At 71.6% G+C, this 24,028-nt stretch carries 29 protein-coding genes and 1 pseudogene; 13 read left to right on the top strand and 17 right to left on the bottom strand.

The features are described from left to right. The first annotated feature begins 50 nt into the window (after positions 1–50). Positions 51–1,322, top strand: coding sequence for an MFS transporter (locus OIE67_RS20630; protein ID WP_326642715.1), 1,272 nt, complete (start codon positions 51–53; stop codon positions 1,320–1,322). 18 nt (positions 1,323–1,340) lie between these two features. Here the strand turns inward: OIE67_RS20630 and OIE67_RS20635 are convergent. The 4 genes and pseudogenes from OIE67_RS20635 to OIE67_RS20650 form a co-directional block, all read right to left on the bottom strand. Then, positions 1,341–1,865, bottom strand: a pseudogene (locus OIE67_RS20635) (nitroreductase family protein); the annotation flags it as partial. Beyond that, entirely contained in the window at positions 1,852–2,328 is a 477-nt protein-coding gene (locus OIE67_RS20640; protein ID WP_326642718.1) for an MFS transporter, read from the bottom strand. The pseudogene OIE67_RS20635 and the gene OIE67_RS20640, both read right to left, overlap by 14 nt. Before the next feature lie 39 nt (positions 2,329–2,367). Continuing rightward, on the bottom strand, positions 2,368–2,628 hold the full coding sequence (locus tag OIE67_RS20645) for a hypothetical protein (protein ID WP_326642720.1): 261 nt from the start codon (positions 2,626–2,628) through the stop codon (positions 2,368–2,370). Between the two features lie 2 nt (positions 2,629–2,630). Then, on the bottom strand, positions 2,631–3,521 hold the full coding sequence (locus tag OIE67_RS20650; RefSeq protein ID WP_326642722.1) for a LysR family transcriptional regulator: 891 nt from the start codon (positions 3,519–3,521) through the stop codon (positions 2,631–2,633). Positions 3,522–3,635: 114 nt separating this feature from the next. On the opposite strand from OIE67_RS20650, the gene OIE67_RS20655 reads away from it, so the two are divergent. Together OIE67_RS20655 and OIE67_RS20660 are read left to right on the top strand one after the other, a co-directional pair. Continuing rightward, on the top strand, positions 3,636–4,298 hold the full coding sequence (locus OIE67_RS20655; RefSeq protein WP_326642724.1) for a dihydrofolate reductase family protein: 663 nt from the start codon (positions 3,636–3,638) through the stop codon (positions 4,296–4,298). Next, positions 4,295–4,870 carry a cysteine dioxygenase family protein gene (locus OIE67_RS20660; RefSeq protein WP_326642726.1) on the top strand — a complete coding sequence of 192 codons (576 nt, stop codon included), beginning with the start codon at positions 4,295–4,297 and terminating at the stop codon, positions 4,868–4,870. The genes OIE67_RS20655 and OIE67_RS20660 overlap by 4 nt, the downstream gene beginning before the upstream one ends. A 9-nt stretch (positions 4,871–4,879) precedes the next feature. Here OIE67_RS20660 and OIE67_RS20665 read toward each other — a convergent pair whose 3' ends face one another. The 4 genes from OIE67_RS20665 to OIE67_RS20680 are packed head-to-tail and all read right to left on the bottom strand — an operon-like array spanning position 4,880 to position 7,953. After that, a complete protein-coding gene (locus OIE67_RS20665; RefSeq protein WP_326642728.1) occupies positions 4,880–5,737 on the bottom strand; it encodes a MerR family transcriptional regulator in 858 nt (285 codons plus the stop codon). A 4-nt stretch (positions 5,738–5,741) separates the two neighbouring features. Beyond that, positions 5,742–6,596, bottom strand: coding sequence for an alpha/beta fold hydrolase (locus OIE67_RS20670; protein WP_326642730.1), 855 nt, complete (start codon positions 6,594–6,596; stop codon positions 5,742–5,744). A gap of 56 nt (positions 6,597–6,652) precedes the next feature. Further along, positions 6,653–7,507 (bottom strand): haloalkane dehalogenase, encoded by an 855-nt coding sequence (locus tag OIE67_RS20675; RefSeq protein ID WP_326642732.1) that lies wholly within the window; start codon positions 7,505–7,507, stop codon positions 6,653–6,655. A gap of 32 nt (positions 7,508–7,539) precedes the next feature. Continuing rightward, the gene (locus tag OIE67_RS20680) at positions 7,540–7,953 is read right to left on the bottom strand and encodes a nuclear transport factor 2 family protein (RefSeq protein ID WP_326642735.1); all 414 of its coding nucleotides are present in this window, start codon (positions 7,951–7,953) and stop codon (positions 7,540–7,542) included. 106 nt (positions 7,954–8,059) lie between these two features. Here OIE67_RS20680 and OIE67_RS20685 point away from each other — a divergent pair, with 106 nt between their 5' ends. Next, on the top strand, positions 8,060–8,569 hold the full coding sequence (locus tag OIE67_RS20685; RefSeq protein WP_326642738.1) for a MarR family winged helix-turn-helix transcriptional regulator: 510 nt from the start codon (positions 8,060–8,062) through the stop codon (positions 8,567–8,569). Here the strand turns inward: OIE67_RS20685 and OIE67_RS20690 are convergent. Both OIE67_RS20690 and OIE67_RS20695 read right to left on the bottom strand, forming a co-directional pair. After that, positions 8,533–9,630 (bottom strand): serine/threonine protein phosphatase, encoded by a 1,098-nt coding sequence (locus tag OIE67_RS20690; protein WP_326642739.1) that lies wholly within the window; start codon positions 9,628–9,630, stop codon positions 8,533–8,535. The two genes, OIE67_RS20685 and OIE67_RS20690, sit on opposite strands and share 37 nt — an antisense overlap. A gap of 62 nt (positions 9,631–9,692) precedes the next feature. Continuing rightward, the gene (locus OIE67_RS20695) at positions 9,693–10,259 is read right to left on the bottom strand and encodes a TetR/AcrR family transcriptional regulator (protein WP_326642740.1); all 567 of its coding nucleotides are present in this window, start codon (positions 10,257–10,259) and stop codon (positions 9,693–9,695) included. Between the two features lie 80 nt (positions 10,260–10,339). On the opposite strand from OIE67_RS20695, the gene OIE67_RS20700 reads away from it, so the two are divergent. Then, positions 10,340–11,434, top strand: coding sequence for a saccharopine dehydrogenase NADP-binding domain-containing protein (locus tag OIE67_RS20700; RefSeq protein ID WP_326642743.1), 1,095 nt, complete (start codon positions 10,340–10,342; stop codon positions 11,432–11,434). A 12-nt stretch (positions 11,435–11,446) separates the two neighbouring features. Here the strand turns inward: OIE67_RS20700 and OIE67_RS20705 are convergent, their stop codons facing one another. Together OIE67_RS20705 and OIE67_RS20710 are read right to left on the bottom strand one after the other, a co-directional pair. After that, positions 11,447–12,172: a nucleotidyltransferase domain-containing protein gene (locus OIE67_RS20705; RefSeq protein ID WP_326642744.1), complete on the bottom strand. Its 726-nt coding sequence runs from the start codon at positions 12,170–12,172 to the stop codon at positions 11,447–11,449. 53 nt (positions 12,173–12,225) lie between these two features. Beyond that, positions 12,226–13,200: an SDR family NAD(P)-dependent oxidoreductase gene (locus OIE67_RS20710; protein ID WP_326642746.1), complete on the bottom strand. Its 975-nt coding sequence runs from the start codon at positions 13,198–13,200 to the stop codon at positions 12,226–12,228. Positions 13,201–13,263: 63 nt separating this feature from the next. Between OIE67_RS20710 and OIE67_RS20715 the strand changes: the two genes are divergently transcribed. Further along, complete coding sequence (locus tag OIE67_RS20715; RefSeq protein WP_326642748.1) at positions 13,264–13,830, top strand: TetR/AcrR family transcriptional regulator; 567 nt, start codon at positions 13,264–13,266, stop codon at positions 13,828–13,830. A gap of 55 nt (positions 13,831–13,885) precedes the next feature. On the opposite strand, the gene OIE67_RS20720 is transcribed toward OIE67_RS20715, so the two are convergent. Beyond that, complete coding sequence (locus tag OIE67_RS20720) at positions 13,886–14,437, bottom strand: dihydrofolate reductase family protein (RefSeq protein ID WP_326642750.1); 552 nt, start codon at positions 14,435–14,437, stop codon at positions 13,886–13,888. 141 nt (positions 14,438–14,578) lie between these two features. Between OIE67_RS20720 and OIE67_RS20725 the strand changes: the two genes are divergently transcribed. Continuing rightward, positions 14,579–15,754 (top strand): alpha/beta hydrolase fold domain-containing protein, encoded by a 1,176-nt coding sequence (locus OIE67_RS20725; protein WP_326642752.1) that lies wholly within the window; start codon positions 14,579–14,581, stop codon positions 15,752–15,754. A gap of 27 nt (positions 15,755–15,781) precedes the next feature. Continuing rightward, positions 15,782–16,837: a BUD32 family EKC/KEOPS complex subunit gene (locus OIE67_RS20730; protein ID WP_326642754.1), complete on the top strand. Its 1,056-nt coding sequence runs from the start codon at positions 15,782–15,784 to the stop codon at positions 16,835–16,837. Between the two features lie 79 nt (positions 16,838–16,916). Here the strand turns inward: OIE67_RS20730 and OIE67_RS20735 are convergent, their stop codons facing one another. Continuing rightward, on the bottom strand, positions 16,917–17,843 hold the full coding sequence (locus OIE67_RS20735; protein WP_326642755.1) for an aminoglycoside phosphotransferase family protein: 927 nt from the start codon (positions 17,841–17,843) through the stop codon (positions 16,917–16,919). Between the two features lie 107 nt (positions 17,844–17,950). On the opposite strand from OIE67_RS20735, the gene OIE67_RS20740 reads away from it, so the two are divergent. After that, positions 17,951–18,736 (top strand): class I SAM-dependent methyltransferase, encoded by a 786-nt coding sequence (locus tag OIE67_RS20740; RefSeq protein ID WP_326642756.1) that lies wholly within the window; start codon positions 17,951–17,953, stop codon positions 18,734–18,736. Positions 18,737–18,798: 62 nt separating this feature from the next. After that, a complete protein-coding gene (locus tag OIE67_RS20745) occupies positions 18,799–19,290 on the top strand; it encodes a hypothetical protein (RefSeq protein ID WP_326642757.1) in 492 nt (163 codons plus the stop codon). A 154-nt stretch (positions 19,291–19,444) separates the two neighbouring features. Here OIE67_RS20745 and OIE67_RS20750 read toward each other — a convergent pair whose 3' ends face one another. Then, positions 19,445–20,158, bottom strand: coding sequence for an SDR family oxidoreductase (locus tag OIE67_RS20750; protein WP_326642758.1), 714 nt, complete (start codon positions 20,156–20,158; stop codon positions 19,445–19,447). Positions 20,159–20,299: 141 nt separating this feature from the next. Here OIE67_RS20750 and OIE67_RS20755 point away from each other — a divergent pair, with 141 nt between their 5' ends. Beyond that, the gene (locus OIE67_RS20755; RefSeq protein WP_326642760.1) at positions 20,300–20,842 is read left to right on the top strand and encodes a GtrA family protein; all 543 of its coding nucleotides are present in this window, start codon (positions 20,300–20,302) and stop codon (positions 20,840–20,842) included. A 95-nt stretch (positions 20,843–20,937) separates the two neighbouring features. Here the strand turns inward: OIE67_RS20755 and OIE67_RS20760 are convergent, their stop codons facing one another. Beyond that, a complete protein-coding gene (locus OIE67_RS20760; RefSeq protein ID WP_106248503.1) occupies positions 20,938–21,507 on the bottom strand; it encodes a TetR/AcrR family transcriptional regulator in 570 nt (189 codons plus the stop codon). 131 nt (positions 21,508–21,638) lie between these two features. Between OIE67_RS20760 and OIE67_RS20765 the strand changes: the two genes are divergently transcribed. Then, positions 21,639–22,844 carry a cytochrome P450 gene (locus OIE67_RS20765; protein ID WP_326642763.1) on the top strand — a complete coding sequence of 402 codons (1,206 nt, stop codon included), beginning with the start codon at positions 21,639–21,641 and terminating at the stop codon, positions 22,842–22,844. A gap of 38 nt (positions 22,845–22,882) precedes the next feature. Further along, complete coding sequence (locus OIE67_RS20770; protein ID WP_326642765.1) at positions 22,883–23,086, top strand: ferredoxin; 204 nt, start codon at positions 22,883–22,885, stop codon at positions 23,084–23,086. Between the two features lies 1 nt (position 23,087). Here the strand turns inward: OIE67_RS20770 and OIE67_RS20775 are convergent, their stop codons facing one another. Then, entirely contained in the window at positions 23,088–23,945 is an 858-nt protein-coding gene (locus tag OIE67_RS20775; RefSeq protein WP_326642768.1) for an SCO6745 family protein, read from the bottom strand. Between the last annotated feature and the right edge of the window lie 83 nt (positions 23,946–24,028).

Below are 24,028 nucleotides of genomic sequence, written 5' to 3' on the forward strand. Positions count from 1 at the left end.
CCTACGGTCGAAACGGTTGCAATGTGCTACTGATTCGGGGTGGGAGTGCGATGGACGTGTGGCGGCGGTGGCTGCTGGCGGTGGTGTGCGGTGTCGCGGTGGCGAGCGTGTACGCGGCGCAGCCCGTTCTGCAGCCGATGGGACAGGAGCTCGGCGTTCCTGCGGAGCTGACCGGGTGGATCGTGGCGACCGGCCAGATCGGCTACCTGGCCGGGCTGGTGCTGCTGGTGCCGCTCGGCGACGTGGTCGACCGGCGGCGACTCATCGCCGCGCACCTGGCGCTCATCGCGGCGGGCCTGATCCTGACCGCGTCGGCGCCGGCCGCGTGGACGGCGTTCGCGGGGCTCGCGGCGGCCGGGGTGTTCGCGGTCGTGGTGCAGACCACGGTGGCCTACGCGGCCTCGCTCTCGCCGCCGGCCGAACGCGGGCGGAACATCGGGGTCGTGACCTCAGGCGTCGTGGCCGGCATCCTCGGCGCGCGGGTCGTCACCGGTGCGCTCGCCGACCTCTGGGGCTGGCGGAGCGTCTACGCCGTACTCGCGGCGCTGTCGCTCGGCCTGGCCGCCCTCGTCCTGGCCGCCTTGCCCCGGGAGGAGCGCCCCGGCCGGAGCGCCGGATACCGGCGGGCCCTCGCCGGGCTCGGCGAGCTGTTCACCCGGCGTCTCTTTCTGACGCGCGGGCTCATCGCCTTCTTCCTGTTCGCGGCGTTCGGCACCCTGTGGAGTGGGCTGTCCCTGCCGCTGGCGGGCCCGCCGTGGGAGCTCAGCGAGAGCCGGATCGGACTGCTGGGCCTCGCCGGGCTGGCCGGAGCGGTGGGCGCGGCCCGCGCGGGCCGGTGGGCGGACGCTGGGCGGGCGGGCCCGGTCACCGGTCTCGCGCTCACCCTGCTCGTCCTGTCGTGGGCGGCCATCGCGCAACTGCCTGCGGCGCTGTGGCTGCTCGTCGCCGGGATCGTGCTGCTCGACCTCGCGGTCCAGGCCGTGCACGTGAGCAACCAGCACCTGCTCACCGCCGCGCACCCGGACCGCACCAGCACCGTCATCGGCGGCTACATGATCTTCTACTCCCTCGGCTCCGCGCTGGGCGCGGCGACGACCACCGCCGTGTTCGCCGCCCACGGCTGGGCCGGCTCCAGTCTCCTCGGAGCCGGGTACGCGGCCTGCGCGCTCGCCGTCTGGATCGCCGGCCGGGCGCTACCAGCGCTCCCAGTGGACGACCTCGGCCACCGGGACCCGGCGGGCGGGCTTGAAGTCCGTGCCGATCGTCCAGGCGACGGGGATCAGCGCGCACTGGACGGTCGTCTCGTAAGGAAGGCCGAGTAGCTCGGCCGCCTCGCGTTCGTAGTTCAGGTGCGGGGTGGTCCACACGGTGCCGAGCCCGCGGCTGCGCGCCGCCAGCATGAAGCTCCACACGGCCGGCAGCGCCGAGCCCCAGATCCCGGCCTGGGTCGCCGGGTCGCCGAGCTCGGCCCGCGCGCCCACCTGGATGCACGGCACCAGGAGCACGGGCACCTGGTCGATGATGTCGACGAGGTGGCGCAGGCTGTCGGCGATGGCCGGCCAGCCGCTGCCCTCGGTGTAGTCGTGCCGGCTCGGACCGCCGTGGAACTGCGGGGCGGCGGGCCGGGCCATGCCCTTGCGCCACAGGGCGGCCAGGTCACGCCGCTGCTCGGGGTCGGTGACGAAGACGAAGTCCCAGCGCTGCCTGTTTCGTCCGCTGGGCGCCTGCTGGGCCAGGCGGGCGCAGTCGAGCAGCACCTCGCGCGGCACCGGCCTGGTCACGTCCAGCCGGCGGCGTACCGCGCGGGTGGTGGTGAGCAGTTCGTCAGGGGTGAGGTCGAGACGGTGGATCTCAGGCTGGGACATGGTCGCTCCTGGTGGGGTCGTGGCGGTCACGTTCGGGATGGACGAGCAGGGCGAACAGGACTCCGGCGACGGCGAGTACGGTGCCGCTGAGCAGGAAGGCGGTGGTGTACCCCGCCGCCGGGGTGTCCGCCCGGACCAGCAGCCACCCGGTGATGACGGGGCTGGCGATGCCGGCGGTGACGCTCAGCCCGGAGAAGACGCCCAGGATCCCGGCGCGCTGCGCGGGCGGCACGAGTTCGGCCACGGCCGGGTTGGCGAAGGTGTTGACGGTGACGGAGATGCCGTACCCGAGCATCAGCAGCACGATGGCGGGAAGCGGGGTGTCGATCAGCGGCAGGCAGGTCAGCAGCAGCCCCGAGACGGTCAGGCAGGCGCCGCCGAGCAGGCCGCGCGCCCGCCTGGAGGTGACACCCGCTGCGTCGCCCCGCCCACCGGCGACTGGCCGGAGATGGGGCGTATCCACACCAAGATGGCCAGCCTGCGCGGCTCGTACGGCGGAGCGTCAGTCGCCCTTCTTGAGCCGGCTCCGCACGAGCAACCCCACCCCTACCCAGACGAGCAGGTGCATCCCGCTGTCCCTGCTGTAGCGCCACCAGGGGATCGGCTGCTCCCCTGTCGCCAGCGAGACGGCGACCCCGAAGAGGAAGTATCCGGCCGCGGCGATCACCCCGATGATCGTCAACGTGGCGACGGGACGAGCCACCAATCGCCGGCCGAGCCAGTGCCCGGCCCTGGAGATCCGCTCTCCGACGGGCACCTTCATGATCATGAGCCTAGCCGGGTCCCGGCGTCCGGGCGGCCGGCGTCCGCGAGGGCCTGGATCAGCGCGACGGTGGCGGGCGGGTCGGGCGGATCGCCGTAGGTGACGGCGTAGAGCCGGCGGGTGAAGCCGGTCAGCTCCGTCGTGTGGACGTCGGGCCGGCGGTGGGCGCGCAACGCCAGGCCCGGCAGGGTGGTGACGCCCTTGCCCGCGGCGACGAGGGCCTGCACGACCACCATGTCGTCACTGAGCGAACCGATGCGCGGCGTGAAGCCCTCCGTCCGGCACAGGGTGACCAGCTCCTCCTGGCACCGTTCGCAGCCGCCGATCCAGGCCGAGTCGCGATGGTTGGCGATGCTGTCGCCGGGTTGCCGGCTGACCAGGTAGATCGGGTCGTAGCCGATGTGGGCGAGGCGGAACCCCTCCTCCTCCACCGGCGCGTCGGCGTAGCGGAAGATGAGCGCGACGTCGATCTCGCCGGCCCGTAACAGCTGCAGCGCCTCGACCGGGTGGCGCTCGACCAGGATCAGCTCCAGCCCCGGATGCGCCTCGGCCAGGGCGACGGCCGCGGACGGCACGATCGTGCTCAGCGGCGAGGCGTTGGCGGCCAGGCGCACCCGGCCCGCCCGCAGCCCGACCTGCGCCGCGAGCTCGATGGCCGCCGCGTCGACCCGCCCGACGATCTCGGTGGCCCGCCCGGCCAGCAGCCGCCCCTCCGGAGTCAGCCGGATGCCGCGTCCCACCCGCTGGACGAGCTTGACGCCGGTGGCCGCTTCCAGGCGGGACAGGTGGTGGCTCACCGACGGCTGCGAGTAGTGCAGCTCCTTCGCGGCCTCGGTCACGGACCCGTGCCGCGCCACCGCCGCCAGAACCTTCAGATGCACCAGGTTCAGCATCCATCGAAGATATCAATGGGTCCGGCGAAAGTTTGGCATTAGACGTCATGAGTACGTCACGCCATGCTCGGGAGTGAGAGCGCCGGACGACGGCGCGGAACCCGGACGGAGAGCATGATGAGCAAGCTCAGGTGCCACATCTCGATCTCACTGGACGGATACGTGGCCGGCCCGAACCAGAGCGAGCAGAACCCGCTCGGCGAGGGCGGCGACCGGCTGCACGACTGGGTGGCCCCGCTGGCCGCCTTCCGCGAGGCCCACGGCGGGCAGGGCGGCGAGGTGACCGCCAGCTCACGGGTCTTCGAGGAGTCGATCGCGAACCTGGGCGCCGGGCTGATGGGCCGCAACATGTTCGGCCCCATCGGCGGCGGCGCCTGGGGCGACGGGGAGTGGAAGGGCTGGTGGGGGGACGAGCCGCCGTTCCACTACCCCGTGTTCGTGCTCACCCGTCACTCGCGCGAGCCGGTGGAGATGCGCGGCGGGACCACGTACCACTTCGTCACCGACGGCATCGAGTCCGCGCTCGACCAGGCGATGAAGGCGGCGGGCGGCAAGGACGTCATGCTGTGGGGCGGCGGCGACGTCGCCCGCCAGTACCTGGCGGCGGGGCTGCTCGACGAGCTCGAACTGCACGTCGTCCCGGTCCTGCTCGGCGGCGGCTCCCGCCTGCTCGACGACCTCGGGGGCGCGGACGTACGGCTGGAGCAGATCAGAGCCGTCGAAGCGCCCGGCGTCACCCACCTGAAGTACCGGATCCTGCGAGGCGCGTCAGCATGACCGACCACGCGAATCTCCTGCGAGCCTTCATCGACGACGTGGACCTCGTGGTGGGCGGCACCGACGACGAACACGAGATCACGGCGCGGGTCGCCGAACGGCTGTCCGCGCTGCTGGCCGCCGGTTACCGGCTCCCGCCGGAGCTGACGCGCGCCTCGCCCGAGCGTCACCTGACGTACCCGCTGCACATCGCCGCCGACGGCGGCTGGTCGCTGGCGTCCGTCGTCTGGGACGTGGGCCAGCGGACCGGCGTGCACTCGCACGAGACCTGGGGCGTGGCCGGCATCTACGCGGCCGCCGAGCACGAGTTCCGCTACCTCAAGCCGACGGCGACCACCGAGGGCGCGCCGCTGACGCCGGCCGGCGAGACGCGGTGGACGCCCGGGCAGGTGACCGTCTGCTGCACCACCGACGACGACGTCCACGCCGTCGAGGCCGTCGGCACCGTGCCCACCGTCGGGATCCACGTCTACGGCGGCGACATCGCCACGATCAGACGGCGGGCGTACGACCCCGCCACCGGCGAGGTCCACTGGTTCGTCTCCGGCTGGGACAGCCCCGCGCTCCGGTAACCGGCCGCGCTACTCGGGCTGGGGTGGCAGGCGTTCGAGCTTGGTCCAGCCTGTCCAGCCGCGCTGTCCCAGCAGCTCGGTCAGGCGGCGCGCGGGCGGGACGGTGTCGAAGGCCAGTGTGTCCATCAGCGGGATGAGCGGCGGTTCGAGGTCGATGTCGTCGACGTAGTGCTCGCCCTGCTCGTCGGCCATCCGCGTGATGTAGGCGGCCAGTTCGTCGGCCAGCTCGACCAGCCATGAGTCCTCGTCGGCGCGGCTCGGGGGTCCGGCCCGGTGGTCGGCGCGGCTCTCGGGCTCGGTCCGGTCTGCGGTCCGGTCCAGGGACTCCGAGCGGTCGAGGGCCCGGCTCAGGGTGAGGTAGAAGGCGACGAGCCGTGGGTCGGCGAGTTGCTCGTGCTTGCGCGCCATCCACTCCCTGACCCGCTCCGGCGAGCGCGCGGCCAGCGGGATCCAGCCGTCCCGCTCGGCCCGGACGATCCGCTCGTCCACCCCCAGCTCCCTGAGCCGGTCGAGATACGCGACCACCTCCGGCGGCAGCGCCAGGCCGTCCCCTGAGGAGAGCCGGGCGATGCGTTCGCGGTGCAGTTGCCGTTCCCTGATCTCGGCCCGCAGCCGCCGGTCGATGTCCGCGACGGCCGCGGCGAACTCCTCCTCGCCGGCCCGCAGCAGCTCTCGTACCCGCGCCAGTGGCACTCCCGCCTCGGCCAGGGTCCTGATCCTGATCAGCTCGACCACCGCGCTCGCGTCGTACCTGCGGTAGCCGGAGTGGTCCCGGTCCGGCTCCGGCAGCAGCCCCTTGGCGTGATAGTGCCGCACCGCGCGCACCGTCACTCCGGCGTACGTCGCCAGCTCGCCGATGGTCAGCATGTCATCAGTCTCCCGGGTGCTCCGGCGTGCTGCTGACGAGGCGGGCGATCTCCTGGGCGTGGGTGGAGACCAGCTGGTGGTCCGCTTCGAGCCAGGTCGTCGTGATGTGCGGCTGCTCCCGGACGAGCCGTTCGACGCCGGCCCGCCAGTTCCTGTTGAACCGCCGCGCGAGCCCGCCCGCGTCGTCACCGGCCATCGACGTCGACATGATCATGCTGATGGGCCGGTCGATCTTCCGGTACCGGTCGAGGATGCCGGACCTGATCACGTCGATCTCGACGTTCAGGTCGGCGAGCTGGGGTGCGGTGAGCAGCACCTGACGTTCGGTGCCCCGCTCGGCCTCCTGCCGCGCCGCCTGTTCCTCCCACATCGCGCGGAACTCCGGCAGGACGGCCTCGGTGACGAACGGCTCCGGCACCGGGTTCGCCCCGTCGATCAGCACCAGCCCGGCGAGGGTGCCGGGGTGCTCGGACGCGTAGTGCACGGCCAGGTCGGCACCCAGCGAGTAGCCGACCAGCACGGGAGCCTCCGGCAGGTCGTGTTCCAGCTCGGCCATCACGGCGGTGAGGTCGCCGAGGAAGTCGTCGAAGGAGTACCGGCCGGCCGCCGAGGCGAGGCCGTGCCCGCGCAGGTCGAAGGTCACCACGTCATGGTCGCGCCGCAACAGCCCGGCCAGCTCGCGCAGGCTCGCCTGGGTCGAGCCGAGCCCCGGGCACAGGACCAGCGGCCGCCCCCGGCCGCCGCGCGACACCGGGATGGTGACGCCGTCGTGCTGGATCGTGCGGCTCCGCACTGCTCCGGCTCGCTCTTCTCCGCTGTACGCCCGCGCGAACTCGGTCGCGTTGTTCTGCTCCGTCATGCCTCCATACTGGGAGATTGACCCTACGTCAGGGTCAAGCGCGACCGCCCACGGCCCTACCGCAGGCTCTGCCGGTCCAGCCAGGCGGAGATCGCGGCGGCGATCTGCTCGGGCTGGTCCTCGCCGGCGTGATGCCCGGCCGGACCGAGGTGTTCGACGTGCAGGCCGGCGATGTTGTCCTTGCACCACGCGGCGAGCTCCGGCGTCACCAGCAGGGTCGGTGAGGAGTCGAACGTCAACAGCAGCTTGGGGACGTCCTGGCTGCGGGCCAGCCAGCCGCCGTAGGCGTCGATCCTCGCGACCACGTCGGCGGGGTCGCCGTCGACCGGGATGGAGCGGGCCCAGTTCATCAGCGGACGGCGGCTCTCCCTGGTGGGGTAGGGCGCCCGGTAAGGGGCGAGTTCTTCCTCGCTGAGCGGGTGCAGGACGCCGCCGGTGTAGGCGGTGTCGATGAGGAAGGTCGAGTCCAGCATCAGGGACTCGCCCTCGGGGCCGCGCAACTTCACGGTACGGGCGCGGGCCTGCTCGGACAGTTCGGCCGAGGCGACCGGACGGACGATCGCCTCGAAGAAGGCCAGGCCGCGCACCCGATCGGGATGCCTGGCCGCCCAGTCGAAGGCGAGCGAGCCGCCCCAGTCGTGGCCGACGAGCACCACCTCGTCCAGGCCGAGCGCGTCGAAGAACGCGTCGAGGTAGCGGGCGTGGTCGGCGAACCGGTGGTCACCGGCCGGCTTGCCCGAGCGGCCCATGCCGATCAGGTCGGGGGCGATCAGCCGTCCCGGTCCGACCAGGGGCAGCACCTTGCGCCACATGTGCGAGGAGGAGGGGTTGCCGTGCAGGAAGACGAAGGCGGGTCCGCTGCCGTGGTCCTCGTAGTGCATCGTCGAGCCGAGTACGTCGATCGTGGGCATGAGGGGCTCCTTGAATCGAGATCTTCCGGGGATCAGTTCTCGTGGGTCCAGGCGGGTGTGATCCGCTGCTCACGGAACCGCCAGCCGGCCGGCGTCCGCACCACGGTGCCCGCCATGCGCAGGCCGCCGGTGAAGTGAGGTGCCCGGCCGTCGCGGTAGTAGTACACGAGCGAGTACGCCGAGACGCCCGCCTGATCGCCGTCGAGGTCCACCAGCAGGTCCGTGGTGAAGTGCTGGGCTTGCTGCCCCTCCACCTCGCTGCGCCGCATGAAGCCGACGACCGTGTCGACGCCGCGGAGTTCGCCCCCGCGCGGCGAGTGCACCGCCACGTCGTCGGTGAAGACCGTGCGCGCGTCCCCCCATCGCTTCTCGTCGAGCAGCCGCGCGAAGCGGGAGAACAGGTCGGCGATCTCGATGCGATCAGCGATCAGCGTTTCCGTGGACATGGCATCCCTTTCATTCGCCAAGTTAACGTTAGCGCCACTAACGTTTATGTCGTGAACGAACGTACATCGTTAGTCGGGCTAACGCAACACCGGTAAGATCGGCGCCATGAGCAGCGGAGCCGACGCGGCGCACATGCCGCCCGACAGCGAGACGAAGACGCCGGAACGGCTGCGCCGGAGGGCCGGTCGCCTGCTGTCAGGCGTGTCCGCGCAGTCGGACCGGCTGACGAACGACGGGCTGGCCCGCGTCGACGCCCGCAAGTGGCACTACGCCGTGCTCGCCTCGTTGCAGGAGTTCGGCCCGGGCAGCCAGGCGACGCTGAGCCGGCGCACCTGCATTTACCGCAGCGACATGGTCAGCGTCCTCAACGAACTGGCCGAACGCGGCTTCGTCGAGCGGACCCTGGACCCCGACGACCGCCGCCGCAACGTCATCACGATCACCGCCCAGGGCCGCCGGCAGCTCCGCCGCCTGGACAAGATCCTGGACGACCTGCAGGACGAACTGCTCGCTCCCCTGTCACCCGCCGAACGCGACCAGTTCGTGGGACTGCTCACCCGCCTGCTGGACCACCACACTCAGCGGGCGCCCCATCCTCCAGCCTCGCGGCCCTGAAGAGCGCCGGCCGCCTCCAGGGCGCGTTCGATCCGATCGTCGGGGTACGGCGTCGTCCTGCTGCTGCCGTACAGGTCCCAGTAGAAGTCGTTCACGAGCGCGGCCACGGGCGCGTACCGGCTGATCGTCCCGGCCAGGCTGGGCGGAGCGCCGGCGGGCTGCGCGCCGGCCGCGCAGGCGCGCACGAACGCGTTGCGCTCCGGCGGCGCCGTCACCCCGCAGAAGGCGGTGACAAGCCAGTTGACCAGCCGCATCAGCGCGTACCCCGCGTCGTGGGTGCGGTTGCGCCCCAGGAAGTCGATCTCCTGCTCGGACAGGTCGAACCGGGAGGAGGTGGCCAGCCCGAAGTCCGTGAGGTACAGGCGTTCACCGTCGGTCAGCAGGTTGCCGAAATGGCCGTCGAAGTGCATCAGGCCCTCGCCGTTCATGAGGGTCACGTCGGCGAGCAGGCACGACTCGATCATGGCGCCCGCCGCCGTCGCGGCGTCCCGGCCGGCGGCGAGTTGCGCGGAGAGCCAGGTGTCGAGGCTGTGCGGGATGAACTCCTGGAACAGCACGATGGAGGCCGAGGCGCGGGCGAGCGCGTGCAGCCGTTCCCGTACGGCCGCTGAACCCTCCCAGTAACGCACGGCCGCCTCGACGTCGGCGTGTTCGCCGGCGGCCGGCGGCGCGCCCGGCAGCACCCGCCAGTGATGCAGCAGCGGAAAGGCGGCGCTGCGGCCGGTCAGGACCCACTCGGTCGTCATCTCGCCGGCCGCGAGTTCACGCCAGGCGCCGAAGCCGGCGCTGCCGACGGCGGTGAGCCCGTACTGGCAGAAGGCGGGCATCCCGAACAGGTTCGCGGTGGACCTCTCGTTGCCCGAGCGGCGCTCCAGGTCGGTCAGCGGGATCCGCTTGGCGAAGACCGGCACACCACCGACGTCCAGCAGCACCGACGTGCCGCCGATCCCCGCGCCCAGGGGCCGCGCCTGTTCCAGAGCCTCGCCGAGCCGCCGGTCATCGTAGGAGGCCAACGCGCCTGCGACCTCGCCGTGGCGGCGGACGCGTGCGCTCAGGGACATGTCTTGTGGCTGTTTCACCTGGCAGGCGTCCTTGGGATCGGTTTCGCGGGCGGGGGCACGTTCTACGGGGTCAGCTCGGCGCGCATCGTCTCCAGGGTCGCGAGCAGGACGTCGTGGAGCTTGCGATCATCCTCCCGGTCCAGCCACTCCGCCACCGACACGTACATGAGAGTCACTCCGGTCTCGGCCAGCAGCGCCGCCCGCGTGGGGTCGATCCCCCTGGACAGGAAGCCCGTCCGCAGGGCCTCGGCCATGACCGCTCGTTTGTGCAGGTCCCGTTCGCGCAGGCCGTCGTCGGAGCGGACCAGGTCGCGCCGGGCTCGCAGAGCTTCCTTGCGGCCCTCGAAGCGCTCCTCGATGAGCAGGCGCAGCCCCTCGACGATCAGCGTGATCGGTTCGGCGGACGGCGGAAAGCTCTCCATCAGCACCGCGACGAAGTCGGGCAACCGGGCGTCGTCGGCGAACAGCACCTCGCGTTTGTCGGCGAAATGCCGGTGGAAGGTGCGGGTGGTCAGGCCGGCCCTGGCGGTGATCTCGGGGACGGTGGTCGCGGCGAAGCCCTGCTCGGCGAAGAGTTCCATGGCCGCCCGCTGGAGACGCTCTCGCGCGTCCGGTGCCCATCTGCTCACACGTCAAGTGTAGTGATGACACGGCACGTCATGACGAGTACAGTGATGACACGCGATGTCATCATTAGGAGAGTGACGGAATGAGCGAAGTCTGGATCCTGGGCGGCGCGGGGCGTACCGGCCGGGCGACGGCGGCGGCGCTCCGCCGGAGGGGAGTCGAGCCCACGCTGGTCGGGCGGGACGCCGGGCGCCTGGCCGAGACGGCCGGCGCGGGACGTAAGGTCGTGGCCGGCGACGTCGAAGGGATGGCGGCGGAGATCCGCCGGCAGCGTCCGGCCGTGGTCGTCAACACGGTGGGCCCCTTCACCCGGACCGCCGAACCCCTGGTACGCGCCTGTCTGGCGGCCGGCCACTACCTCGACCTGGCCAACGACCTGGCCTCGTTCACGACCACGCTCGGGCTGGGCGACGCTGCCGCGGCCGCTGGGCGTACGGTCGTCACCGGCGCCGGATTCGGCGGGGCCGCGACCGAGAGTGTGGTCGTGAAGCTCTGTGAAGGGCGCGGAACCCCTGATCGGGTACGGACCGACATGATCCCCTCGGTCGCCCTCGAAGGCGGCGTCACGGGCGAGGCGCTGGCCGGCTCCCTCGTCGAGGGGCTGCCCGGTCTGGAGGGAGGCGGCCGCTACCAGGGGCGGCGATACCGAGGTGGCCGCCTGGCGCCGGCCCGGATCGGCGGCGATCCGGCCGAGCTGACGCTGCCCGACGGTACGACGGTCACCACGGCGGCCGTGCCGCTCGGCGAGCTGATGGCGGCCCAGCGGGCGAGCGGCGCGCCGGACGTCGTCTCGGCGTCGAGCGAGGCTCCGCACTCCCCGGTCGCGCGCGCGATCCTGCCGGTCGCGACCGCCCTGCTCATGATCGGCCCGGTACGTGAGTTCGCCCGGCGGCGGCTGGCCGCGGTCAGCACCAAGCCCAAGGAGAAGCCGCGGGAGTACTCGTGGGCTCACGCGGTCGTGCACTGGCGGGACGGCGTCACGCGGGAGGGGTGGCTGCGCGCCGGCGAGGCGATGTCCTTCACCGCGGCGGTGGCGGCCGAGGTGGCCCGCCGCCTGCTGGCCGGCGAGGGCCGGCCGGGCGCCTACACACCGGCCGCCCTGTTCGGCCCGGCGCTCGCCGAGGCGTGCGGCGGCGACTACCTCCTCCCCGGCTCCCCGGCCGACACACGGATCTGACCAGGGTCGGCGTCAGTCGAGGGTGTCCGCCACGAGGTCGAGGCAGGCGTGGCCGGCGGCCACGCTGTCGGGCAACCCGAGCGGCGCGAATCCGTCCAGCAGCCGGCGCAACTCGGCCAGATGCCGCCGCCAGGAGGCGCCGGGCTGGTAAGGGCCGCCGAGGAACTCGATCATCCGGGCCGTCTCAGGCGAGCGGCGCGCGATCCGCTTGCCCGCGATCGGGACCATCGCCAGCCGCGCGATCTGGAGATCGGCGGGTTCCTTGGGCGTCGGCGGCTCAGGTTCGCCGGTGCTGAGCAGGTCGGAGAAGGTGACCGGGAGCCGGTCGAAGCCACGCCGATCGAAGACGACCGCGCTGTCGGCGGGCCAGCCCGCCCGCGAGACCGGTTGGATGTGCCAGTCGACCCAGAGCGGAAGCCCGTCCACGAGGTGCTGCCCGCTGACGGCCCTGGTGCCGCGGGGGCCGTTGTGCCGGGCGTCGAAGGCCGCCGCCAGCACCCCAGGACCGGATGGCAGCCGGCCGGGCACCGCGTACTCGTCAAGATCTGCGTCGTCCACGAACACCAGCAGGTCGATGTCGCTCCAGTCGTCCGCCCGGCGCGCGCCGAGCGACCCGACCAGCGCGGCGCCGGCCACGCCGGGGTCGTCGCGGAGCCCGGCGATCGCGGCGTCCAGCCACCGGGACCGGATGCCGGCGAGACGGGGAGCCGGCGGCGCGGTGCCGTCATCCGTGCTCATCACACCACCTCACCACCTCCGGCGAAGCGACGGCAACCGGATAAACGGCCTGCTCAGCCGCCGAGCAATTCGGTGGAAACCGTCCAGAGGCGCTGGGCGATGGCGGGATCGAGCGCCCATTCCTTGACGCCGTGCGGGTGCTGGGCGAGGTCGGCGTCGTTGGGCACGGTGTACGCCTCCTGCCCGTCGTCGAGGTAGTGGCCGCCGCTGTGGGCGAACTCCGGGGCGACGGCCGCGACGACGCTGGTGGCGGCTCCCTGCTCGACCGTCTTGTAGGTGAAGATCCCGGCGGCCTCGGCCGCGTCGAGTGACGCCTTCTGCCGCGCGGTGAAGTTCCGCTGCAGCCCCGTCGCCACGCCGCCGGGGTTCACGGCGTTGGCCACGATGCCGTCGGACGCCCAGCGGCGGGTCGCCTCGACGGCGAACAGGGAGTTGGCCGTCTTCGACTGGGCGTAGGCGAGCTGCGGGTCATAGGGGCGGCGTTCGAAGTGGAGGTCGCCGAAGTCGATGCCGGAACGCATGTGCGCGGTCGAACTGACCGAGACGATCCTGGCACCGTCGCGGTCTCCTGCGCCCAGGGCGAGGGCGTCGTGCAGGCCGGCGGCCAGGGCGAAGTGGCCGAGATGGTTCGTCGCGAACTGCAGTTCCCACCCCTCCCGCGTCCGTTCGAGGCCGCCGGTGACCACGCCCGCGTTGTTGATCAGCAGATGCAGCGGCCCGCTCCACGCGCCGGCGAAGCGCGCGACGCCGGCCCGGTCGGCGAGGTCGAGCCGGGCGACCCGGGGCCGGACGCCTCCGGCCGAAGCCGCGATCCTTTCGGCGACGGCGTCACCCGCGACCGGGTTCCGGACGGCGAGCGTCACCTCCGCTCCGGCGCAGGCCAGCGCGCGGGCCGTCTCGGCCCCGATCCCGGAGGAGGCCCCGGTCACGATCGCGCGGACGCCGGTCAGGTCGACGCCGCGCAGCACGTCGGCCGCGGTGCTGGCGGAGGTGAAGGGCGTGGTGACGAGTGGTCGATGAGTGCTCACGGCCGCAACTATACAGACGAGACAAAATTTGTTTAGTACGCCTACCACTCGTATGCTCGTTCCATGACCGAGGTCGATCACCCGACACCGACAGCCGCCGACACCGGCCGCCGGGCCCTGGTCCTGGACTCCGCCATGCTCACATTCGCGCGCTACGGCTACCGGAAGACCTCGATGGAGGAGGTGGCGCGGGCGGCGCGCATCTCCAGGCCCGGCCTGTATTTCCTGTTCTCCTCGAAGGAGACCCTGTTCCGCGCCGCGGTCGGCCAGGCCCTGGACCGCGACATCACGGCGGTGGAAGACGCCCTGGCCGCGACGGGCAGACCCCTTCGGGACCGCCTCGCCGATGCCTTTGACCAGTGGGCGGGCCGCTATGTCGGCCCGCTGACGAGCGACGTCGAAGCGGTCATCGACGACAATCCCGGACTCCTCGGCGAGATCATCGAGACGCCGCGGCGACGTTTCGAGGAGCTGATCACCGACGCGATCGCCACCGAGTCGGGCCGGCAGGCGGCTCCCCCTCTCTCCCAGACGATGATCAGCACCTCCATCGGCCTCAAGCACCAGGTCACCTCACGGGAGGTCTACCTGGAACGACTGAAGGTGGCCATCGACCTCCTGCTCCGCTGAAGCCGCGCGTCGTGGACGCCCGCGGCGGCCTCCGCCTCCATCGCGGTCCGCTGGGCTAAATCCGAGGACGGTAGTAGAGCAGGACGTTGCCGGACTGGAACGGGCGCACCCGGATCAGTTCCAGCGGCACCGTCCCGGCTTCGGCGAACAGTCTGCCGCCACCGCCCAGGATGATCGGGTTGACCATCAGGCGTACCTCGTCGACGAGGTTCGCGCGCAGCAGAGCGCCGGTGAGGGTGGAGCTGCCGAGCACCGCGAGGTCCTTGCCGGGCGCGTGCTTGACCCGCGCGAGCTCGTCGATCGAGGTCAGCGCGATGGGCGAGTCCGCCCACGTGACCGTGGTGAGCGTGTCGGAGACGACGAGCTTGGCCAGGCTGTTCATCCGGTCGGCGATGCGCCGGTCGAAGTCCGCGCCGAGGTCTCCCGTCCAGTACGCGGCCATGCCGGTGTACGTGGTGCGGCCGAGCACGAGCGTGTCGACCTCGTCGAGCTGCTCCACCGAATAGTCGGCGAACTCCGGCCCGAAGGTCTGCCAGCCGAGCCCGCCATCTGGATCGGCGTGATACCCGTCGGCGCTGACCGCCATGAAGGAGAACATCTTCCGCATGTCGCTACTCCGTTCCGCGAAAAGGGTGATGACAGCTCGATTCACCCTGGCGGCGAAGCGGGCAGAAGGGAACGCCGCATTCCGCATGACGCTCATGCACGGTGTGCAGGACCGCAGCTCAGATGCCCGATCATGGGAAAGGTGAGCGACGAAGCACTTCGCGGGCAGACGCCGGACAGCCTGGAGCTGCGCCATTTGCGCGCTTTCGTCGTGGTGGCCCAGGAGCTCAACTTCGGCCGCGCCGCCACCCGCCTGTTCGTGTCGCAGTCCACGCTCAGCCGCCAGATCGCCGCGCTCGAACGCGTCCTCGGCTGCGTGCTGCTGCGCCGCTCCACCCAGTACGTGGCCCTCACGCCCGCCGGGCGGACCCTGCTCGACCGGGTGCCGGCCGTGCTCGACGACCTGGACGACGCCGTCAGAGCGACCCGCTCGGCCGGCGGCGAACTGGCCGAACGCGTCCGGCGGCTGGGTGACCAGTTCGCCGACCTGACCTACGCCGACGTGGAAGCGCTCCGCGCCGCCGCCGAACGCCACTACGCGCTGATGCCGATCCCGCCCGAGATCACCTACGCCCCGGTCAACGCCGGCGGCGTGCCGGCGCTCGTGGCCGGCCCGGCCGAACCCGGTCGCGGCTGGGTCCTGCTGCTGCACGGCGGCGCCTACACCACCGGGTCGGCGTACGGGTTCCGTTCCCTGGCCGGCGCGCTGGCCGGCGCCGTGCACGGGCGGGTTCTCACCCCGGACTACCGGCTGGCGCCCGAGCATCCGTTTCCCGCGGCGCTGGACGACGTCCACGCCGCCTACACCTGGCTGATCAGCCAAGATGCCGCACCGCACGATGTCGTGCTGGCCGGCGACACCTCCGGTGCCGGACTCGCGCTCTCCGTCCTCCTGCGGCTCAAAGATCGCGGCCAGCCGCTGCCCGCCGGGTCGGTCCTGTTCACGCCGCACGTCGACCTCAGCGCCGCGGCCCCCGAAACGCAGCTTGACCTCCCCGCGCCGAGCGCCACCCGCCGGGGTGCGGCATGGGGCGTCGCCCGCTACCTCGACGGCCACCCGCTCGACGACCCCTCGGTGGATCCGCTGCACGCCGACCTGCGCGGGCTGCCGCCCATGCTCATCCAGGCGGCGGCGGGCGACGAAGGGCTCCCCGACGCGGAACGGCTGAGCGGCCACGCGCGCTCCCAGGGCGTCGACGTCCGGCTGGAGATCTATCCGGTCGCGGCCCAGAGCTTCCATCTGTACTGGTCGTTCCTGCCCGAGGCCGCCGACGCCCTGGCCCAGGCCGGCGACTTCGTCCGTACCGTGTCCGCCTGAGCGCCGTCGCCGGCCACTAGGGTGATCATGATGACCGACACGCGGCTGACCACGCACGGCGACGTCTCCACGGCCCTGGCCCGCCACGACGACCGCGAGCTGGCCGCGCTGCTGGAGCGTGCGGCCGTGCCCCTCGGCACCGGCATCGGCGGGACGTCCGCGCGGCTCGACGTCGGCGGCATCCCGGTCTTCGTCAAACGCGTCCCCCTCACCGCGCCCGAGCTGCGCCACCCGCACTCGACGGCCAACCTGTTCGGTCTGCCGCCCTTCTGCCAGTACGGCATCGGCTCGCCCGGCTTCGGCGCCTGGCGCGAGCTGGCCGCGCACACGATGACCACCGAATGGGTGCTGACCGGCCGCTTCCCCGGCTTCCCGCTGCTGTATCACTGGCGGGCGCTGCCCAACGCCGAGCCCGCCCCGCTGTACGGCGACCTGGCCGACGTCGATCGGGCGGTCGCGTTCTGGGAGGACGCCCCCGGCTTACGCCGCCGTCTCGAAGCGCTGGCCGAGGCGCCGGCGAGCCTGACGCTCTTCCTGGAGTACGTCCCCACCGACCTGAACCAGTGGCTGGACGAACGCGTCCGCGCGGGCGACGCCGACCGCGCCTGCGCCTTCGCGGACCGGAAGCTGCGTGAAGTCGTGTCCTTCATGAACGCGAACGGCCTGCTGCACTTCGACGCGCACTTCGCGAACTTCCTCACCGACGGGCGTCGCCTCTACCTGACCGACTTCGGGCAGGCGGTGTCGGACCGGTTCGACCTGTCGGCCGACGAACAGGCCTTCTACCAGCGGCACCTCACCTACGACCGCACCTTCACGCTGGCGTACCTGGTGAACTGGCTGGCCGGCGCCTTTCACGGGGCCGACTGGCCGAAGCGCCGCGAGCTGGTGCGGGAGTGGGCGGCGGGGGCGCGGCCGGCCGGCGTGCCCGACGGGGTCGCGGCGCTGCTGTCGCGGCACAGCCCGCTGGCCACCGTACTGAACGACTACTACCACGCCCGGCAGAGTGTGAGCAGGCAGACGCCGTACCCGCTGGAGCTGATCCGCCAGGTCGCCGGACGGCACGGCCTGCCGCTCGAATGAACCTTGAGCGGGGGGCCGCCGCGAGGAAGGCGCCGCAGCCGGGTGGATTTTCAGCAGCGGGCCGCCGCCGGGTGAATTCTCAATGGCGGACTGCCGCGAGGACGCGCCGCAGTGCCGCCCGGCCGGCCGGACCCCACGTGGCCTTTCCACCCGGCCGGCCGTGCACGCCGGCGTCGCCGATGTGCAGCCCGGCCAGGCCGCGGATCACCACCCAGCCACGGGCCCGGCGCAGGGTCGCGGCGTCCAGGGCATGCCCGTAGGCCGTGAAGCAGCGTTCGGCGGCGCCATCGGGCAGGAGGGTCCAGGCGGCGGACAGGTCGCAGGCCGGATCGCCGGCGAACAGGTCACCGAAGTCGATCACGCCGCACAGGGCGCCGTCGGCGGTGACGACGTTGGCCGCGTGCAGGTCGCCGTGCAGCCAGAGCGGCGGGCCGGCCCAGTCCGGGGCGGTGGCGGCGTCGTCCCAGACCGCGCGTACGTCCTCCGCGTCCCCCTCGGAGATCAGCTCCCGCTCGACGGCGTCGGCGATCTGCTTTTCCACCCACTCGGAAGATCCGGACAGAGGCCCGCCGCGCCCCCGGCCGCCGGTGTCCACCTCTTCGGGAGCGGGCTGGTGCAGCGCGGTCAGAAAGGCGGCCAGGGCATCGGCCGACACGGCGCCGCGCGTGACGGGGGCACGGTCGGCGGGCTCCCCCGGCACCCAGGTGGTGACGATCCACCGCCGCGGAAACCGCGCGGACGGCTCACCGAGCCGCTGCGGAACGGGCACCGGCAGCGGCAGGCGCGGCGCGAGAGCCGGCACCCAGGTGTGCTCCTTGAGCAGCAACTCATCGGCCCCTTCCGTCGCCCAGGGCAACCGCACGGCCAGATCGTCACCCAGCCGCCACAACTGGTTGTCCCACCCCCGCGCCCCCAGTCGCACGGGCCGATCGGCCAGGTCGGGGTGCTGATCACGCAGCAGATCCCGGACGAACTCCGCGCTGATGTCGATCTCGGTGTGCGTCATGCGCAGCCACAGTAGCCCCTCACCACCCCACCCCGATCCGGCGCTGACCCGTCATGAGGCCATGCGGCATGATCGCTCGCAGGGCCTATGACGAGCACGGAGCAGCCATGACAAGCGTCTATGACAACGAACGACTGGCGGCGAGTTACGCCTTCGACCGTCCTCCGGTGCATCAGCGGATCCTCAAGTCGGCTCGCCTCCAGGGTCCTGTCGGGCGGGCGCTGGACATCGGATGCGGCGCCGGCGTCTCCACCGCCGCGCTCGTACCGTCGGCCGGGCAGGTCATCGGCCTGGAGCCGGTCTCGGCGATGCTCGCGCACCGGCGATCCGTCGCACCGTCCGCTCGCTTCGCCGTCGGCACCGCGGAGGCGCTGCCGTTCGCCTCGGCGTCGTTCGACCTGGTCGCCGCCGCCGGCTCGCTCGACTACGCCGATCTTCCGTCGGCCCTCGCCGAGGTGGCCCGCGTCCTGACACCGGACGGGACGTTTCTCCTGTACGACTACTCGAAAGGCCGGTGCTCCCCGACAGCGGACGCGCTGGCTACGTGGTTCACCTCTTTCGAGCAGCGGTTTCCATCGCCGGCCGGCCGGCGGCCGCTGGCCGTGCCGGAGTTGCCGCTCGCCGGGGCGGGGTTGCGCCTGCTCGACCACGTCGACGTCGAGGTTTCGGTGCCGATGACGTTCGACGGCTATCTCCGCTATGTGCTGGGCGAGGTCAACGTGGCCAATGCCATCGCACGTGGGGCGGACAGCGCCGAAGAGGCCGGCGACTGGTGTCGGCGCACGCTCGCGGAGGTCTTCCCGGCCGGGGAGCTGACCGTGGTCTTCCGGGGGTACCTCGCCACGCTGGCCCGGGCTGACCCTTGCGACGTGTCGGAGGGCGTATGGGGCTAATGGCGATCAAATGGATGATCGTGACTCAGAACCTTTACCGGTGCCTTGGCGTCAAAGCAGGCATGATGAAGACGATGATCGGGGCCTCGCTCCTCGCGGGCTCGCTGCTGGTCTCCGGGGCCGGTGCGGCGGTCGCCCAGGCACAGCCGACGCTGGGGCCGTACGGTTACGGGGGCGTCAAGCTCGGGATGACCGCCAAGCAGGCCAGGGCAACCGGGGGCGTGGTCCAGAAGATGCCGGGCGGCGGGGGCTGCTCCGGCTGGGACCTGAAGAAGTTCAGGACGCCGAAGGACTCGGTGGGCGTCTACATCTCGCCCCGCGTGGGGCTGGCCGCCATCTTCGCCGCGAAGGGCATGAAGACCCCGCAGGGCATCAAGATCGGGTCCACGCTCAAGCAGGTGAAGGCGGCGTACCCGCGCATCAAGAAGGACTTCCACGGCTTCTACGTGATCACAGTCCCCGGCAACAAGAAGGCGTACTACAACTTCAGCGTCGAGCGCGGCAAGGTCACCGAGTACGGCATCGCGCTGCACAAGCAGGACTGCTTCAACTAGACCGGGCCTGACGGCGGGGGCGGATGAGGAAGCAGGCGGGTGGGACGGCGGGGGCCGGCTCACCCGCCGGCCCGGCGGCGATCGGTGCGGGGGCGCGGATGCCGCGGGAGCGGGTGAGTCCGGTAGGTGCGTCCAGGCGGCCTACGCCGAGCGATCAGGTGGTGCCGGCGAGGGCGGCCGCGGCCTTGCGGTACATGACGTCGGAGTCCTCCGCGAGCCAGAGCTTCACCTGGCGGCTCCACTCGTCGGCCAGGATCTCGGTCCGGTCCTCCTCGATGCCGTCGAGGGCGGTCTTGACGATCACTTCGGGGGCGGTCTTGTCGCCGGTGTACCAGGCCATCATGTCGGTGTCGGCGGCGCCCAGGTGCAGGCCGGACACGAGGGTGCGCTGGCCGGCCAGTTCGAGGCGGGCGTTGTTGGTGAGCGCCCACTCGGCGGCCTTGCCGGCGTGGTAGGCGCCCGCGCCGTCGACGGCGAGCCACGAGACCGCGGACAGCACGTTGAGGATCGCGCCGTCGGCCAGCTGGGGCGCGAAGGCGCGGATCACGTTGAGGGTGCCGAAGAAGTGGGTGTCCATCTCGCGGTGGATCACGTCCAGGTCGCCGGTGATCAGGTTCGCGCCGGTGGAGATGCCGGCGTTGTTGATGACGATCTTGACGTCCGGCGCCGCTGCCGCCGCCTCGGCGATGGACGCCGGGTCGGTGATGTCGAGTCGCAGCGGGACGGCCCCCGGTACGTCGATCTGCTCCGGACGGCGGGCGGTCGCGTACACCTTGCCCGCGCCGCGCTCAAGAAGGGAAAGGGCGAACTGCCGGCCCAGGCCGCGATTGGCTCCGGTGACCAGCACATGTGCTCCGTTGATCTGCATGCTCGCCACGGTAGAACCTGACATTGACGTCAGAGGCAAGCGATGTGACGCAAGTCATGTCCCTGGGCGGTCACCGCCGCAGTGCCCGTCCCAGGGCGATCGGCGGGTCATCGGAGTGTTCGACCGGTGAGAAGATCGAGGGTGCTCCGAATCGCGAAGGCCCTGCTCGCCAGATCACCAGAACCGCTGCGCGCGTTCGCGCTGAAGCACCGCGAACTGCTCAAGTTCGCCGTGGTGGGCGGAACGACCTTCTTAGTGGACAACGCGGTCTTCTATGGGCTGAAGCTGACCTTCCTGGAGCCGAAGCCGGTGACCGCGAAGATCATCGCGGTGCTCGTGGCGACGATCGTGTCCTACGTGCTCAACCGCGAATGGTCGTTCCGCACCAGGGGCGGCCGCGAGCGCCGCCACGAGGCGGCGCTGTTCTTCCTGGTCAGCGCCATCGGCCTGGTGCTCAGCTCCGCACCACTCTGGATCTCCCGGTACGTCTTCGGCCTGGACACCCCGCAGGTGAGTCTCCTGACCCAGGAGATCGCCGACTTCATGAGCGCCCAGGTCATCGGCACCCTGATCGCCATGGTCTTCCGCTTCTGGGCGCTGCGCCGGTGGGTCTTCCCCGACGCGCAGGCCCGGCCGGACCTGCGCCTGGCCCCCGTTCGCGACGCCACGCACGAGGCCGCCTGACGAGAGCGGAACCGCGCGAGCCGCCCTGCGCGTGGTGGCCGATCCACCCATCCAGCCGCCCCCTCCGGAGCCGGCCGCACAGCCGTCGCGCCTTGTCACCGCGGGCGGCGTAGCCCGTCCAGGACGAGCGTGATGAGGTCGTCGGCCTCGGCTCGCCAATTCGGGCGGTCGTGGGCCGCGCCGATGCCGTGCAGGGCCATCATCACGGCGCCGGCGTCCACGTCGTCACGAACGGCGCCGTCCCGCGCGGCGGCGGCCACCAGGTCGGCGACGGCCTGCTCCAGCTCCCGGCTGCCCTCGGCGAGGACGCCCATGTGATCGGCCATGAGCGTGGCCAGCGTCCTGGCCAGGCCCTCGTGAGCATGGATGTGGTCGACCATCACTCGCAGAAAGGTCGCCAGAGCCTCCGCCGCGGGCAGTGTGGCCTCAAGCCGGCGGGCACGGTCGCACATCGCGGCGACCTCCCCGTGGTAGACCGCCTCGGCCAGGGCCTCCCGGGTGGGGAAATGGCGGTACAGCGTGCCGGTGCCCACCCCGGCCAGGCGGGCGAAGTCGTCGAAGCGCAGGTCGAAGAAGTCGCCGGCGTCGAAGATCTCTCGCGCCTTGGCGATCAGGACATCGCGGTTGCGCCGGGCGTCGGCCCGCAGCGGCTTGTCGGCGGTCATGCGCTCCCTCGCGTTGACAAATGGAGATGGTCTCCATATTTTGAAAGTGGAGATTATCTCCAGTTCGATCGTACCTCATGAGGTGCGGCGTGAGGATCCTCGCCTGTCCGTGACGTCGTGGAAGGAAAGTCATGACCACCGCCGAGAAGTACGCGTTCCCCATGGCCCGCACGTGCCCGTTCGCGCCGCCGCCGGCGTACGAACAGATCCGCGAAGAAGAGCCGGTCACCCGGGTCAGCCTGCCCGACGGCGGCAGGGCCTGGGTGGTCAGCCGGCACGAAGACGTGCGAACCGTGCTGAACGACCGGCGGTTCAGCGCCGACCGGCAGCATCCGGACTTCCCGCAGCTGACCAAGGGCGAGGCCGCGACCCGGCGGCCGGACGAGGAGCGGGTCCTGATCGCGATGGACGCGCCCGAGCACGGGCCGGCCCGCAAGGCCGTGCTCGGCGAGTTCACGGTGCGCCGGCTGGAGGCGCTGCGGCCGCGGATCCAGGAGATCGTGGACGGGCGGATCGACGCGCTGCTGGCCGGGCCGCGCCCCGGTGACCTGGTGCAGTCGCTGTCACTGCCGGTCCCGTCACTGGTGATCTGCGAGATGCTGGGCGTGCCGTACGCCGACCATGAGTTCTTCCAGGACCACACGGTGAAGATGATCAATCAGTCGACGCCGCCCGAGGAGCGGCTGGCGGCCATGGGGGCCATGTGGGGCTACATGGACGGCCTCATCGCGGAGAAGGAGGACAGCCCGCCGGACGACCTGCTCGGGCGGCAGATCGTCAAGCTGCGCGCGAACGGCACGTACCGGCGGACGGCACTGGCCGGCATGGGCTTCCTGCTGCTGGTGGCGGGCCACGAGACCACGGCGAACATGATCTCGCTGTCGACCGCGGCGTTCCTGCGCAACGGGGAGCAGCTCGCGATGATCAAGGCCGACCCGGGCAAGACGCTCAACGCGGTCGAGGAGATGCTGCGGTACTTCACGATCATCGACGTGGCGACCGCCCGGCTGTGCGTCGAGGACGTCGAGGTCGGCGGGCAGCTCATCAAGGCCGGCGAAGGAGTGCTGGCGCTCGGCCATGCGGCCAATTGGGACCCGCGGGCGTTCGCTAACCCGGACGAGCTCGACATCGAGCGCGGCGCGCGCCACCACGTGGCGTTCGGGTTCGGGCCGCACCAGTGCCTGGGCCAGAACCTGGCCCGGATGGAGCTGCAGATCGTGTTCGACACGCTGTTCCGCCGCGTCCCCACGCTGGAGCTGGCGATGGATCTCGACGAGCTGCCGTTCAAGGACGACGCGAACATCTACGGCCTCTACGAGCTCCCGGTGACCTGGTGACGGACGAGCTGTCATCCCCGCCTCAGGAGGAGAGGGCCATGAGGATCGTCGCCGACACCGGCAGGTGCGTCGGCGCCGGACAGTGCGTGCTCACCGAGCCCGCGCTGTTCGACCAGAGCGAGGACGACGGCACGATCGTCGTGCTGAACGAGACACCGCACGGCGAGCTGGTCGAGAAGGCCCGCCAGGCGGTGCACGTGTGCCCTGCCCAGGCCCTCGCCCTGGAGGCCCTGGAGGAGTGAGTCAGTCCGTTCCCGGATGACTGGAGGCGCGGGCCGCGGCCCAGGGCATCAGCTCGGCTGCCACGTGCTTGCTCCAGGGGCGCACCAGGCCGCACAGTTCCTGGCAGCGATCGTCGCCGAGCGCGGCGTAGGGGGCCGTGGCCATCCGGTCGGTCGCCTCCTCGATCGCCTCACGTTCGCGGCGGCCCTGGTCGGTCAGGGAGCCGTCGCGGAGCCGGCCGCGATCCTCCAGCCGGCTCTCGGCGGCCGCCCAGTCGGCCTCGGTCCAGCCGCGGGTGACCCGGAGCGTCTCGGCCGGGACGGCACCGGTGGCGGCGTGGGTGACGAGGGCTTCGATCCCGGTGAGCCCGGCGGCCAGCAGGGCGGCCAGATGGCCGTCACCGCGAAACTCGCGCAGCAGGGTCGCGGCGTGCCAGAGAACCAGGTGCGGAGCGTCAGGCCAGGGCAGTGCGGTGTGCGCGGCATACAGAGGCCGCCCGCTGAGCTCGCCCGAGACCGCTTCGGCCGCCTCCCTGGCCAGCGCGGCGGCCTGCGACATCTCCGGCGAATCAATCGCGTCGCCGAGCACGCGGCGCAACGTCGTGTCGACCGCGTTCAGCCGGGCGTCCAGGATGTCGGCGGGGGAAGCCAGGCTCCATGCGGCCGGGATCGCCTTGCGTACCACCTGCGGATTGAAGTTGTAGAAGGTGGCGACCACCACCTCCGCGCGAACCGGGCCGAGCGCGGCAGCCCGGGACGCGAAATATCCCATCCGTCCGGTCAGTCCGAGCTGCCGGTAGGCGGCGTCCGCCTCCGGAGCAAAGTAGATCATCCCGTGCAACGGCTCCAGCGTCCGCCAAGTGCGGCGTACCCACGTCATGCAGGCGAAGATACCGACCGGTTGGTATATCGTCCACTTTTCCGGCGCCCGACTTCACGCCATGGTGGCGGCCGAAATGCCAC

The organism is Nonomuraea fuscirosea (assembly GCF_035917475.1).
In the GTDB taxonomy this organism is placed as follows: domain Bacteria; phylum Actinomycetota; class Actinomycetes; order Streptosporangiales; family Streptosporangiaceae; genus Nonomuraea; species Nonomuraea fuscirosea.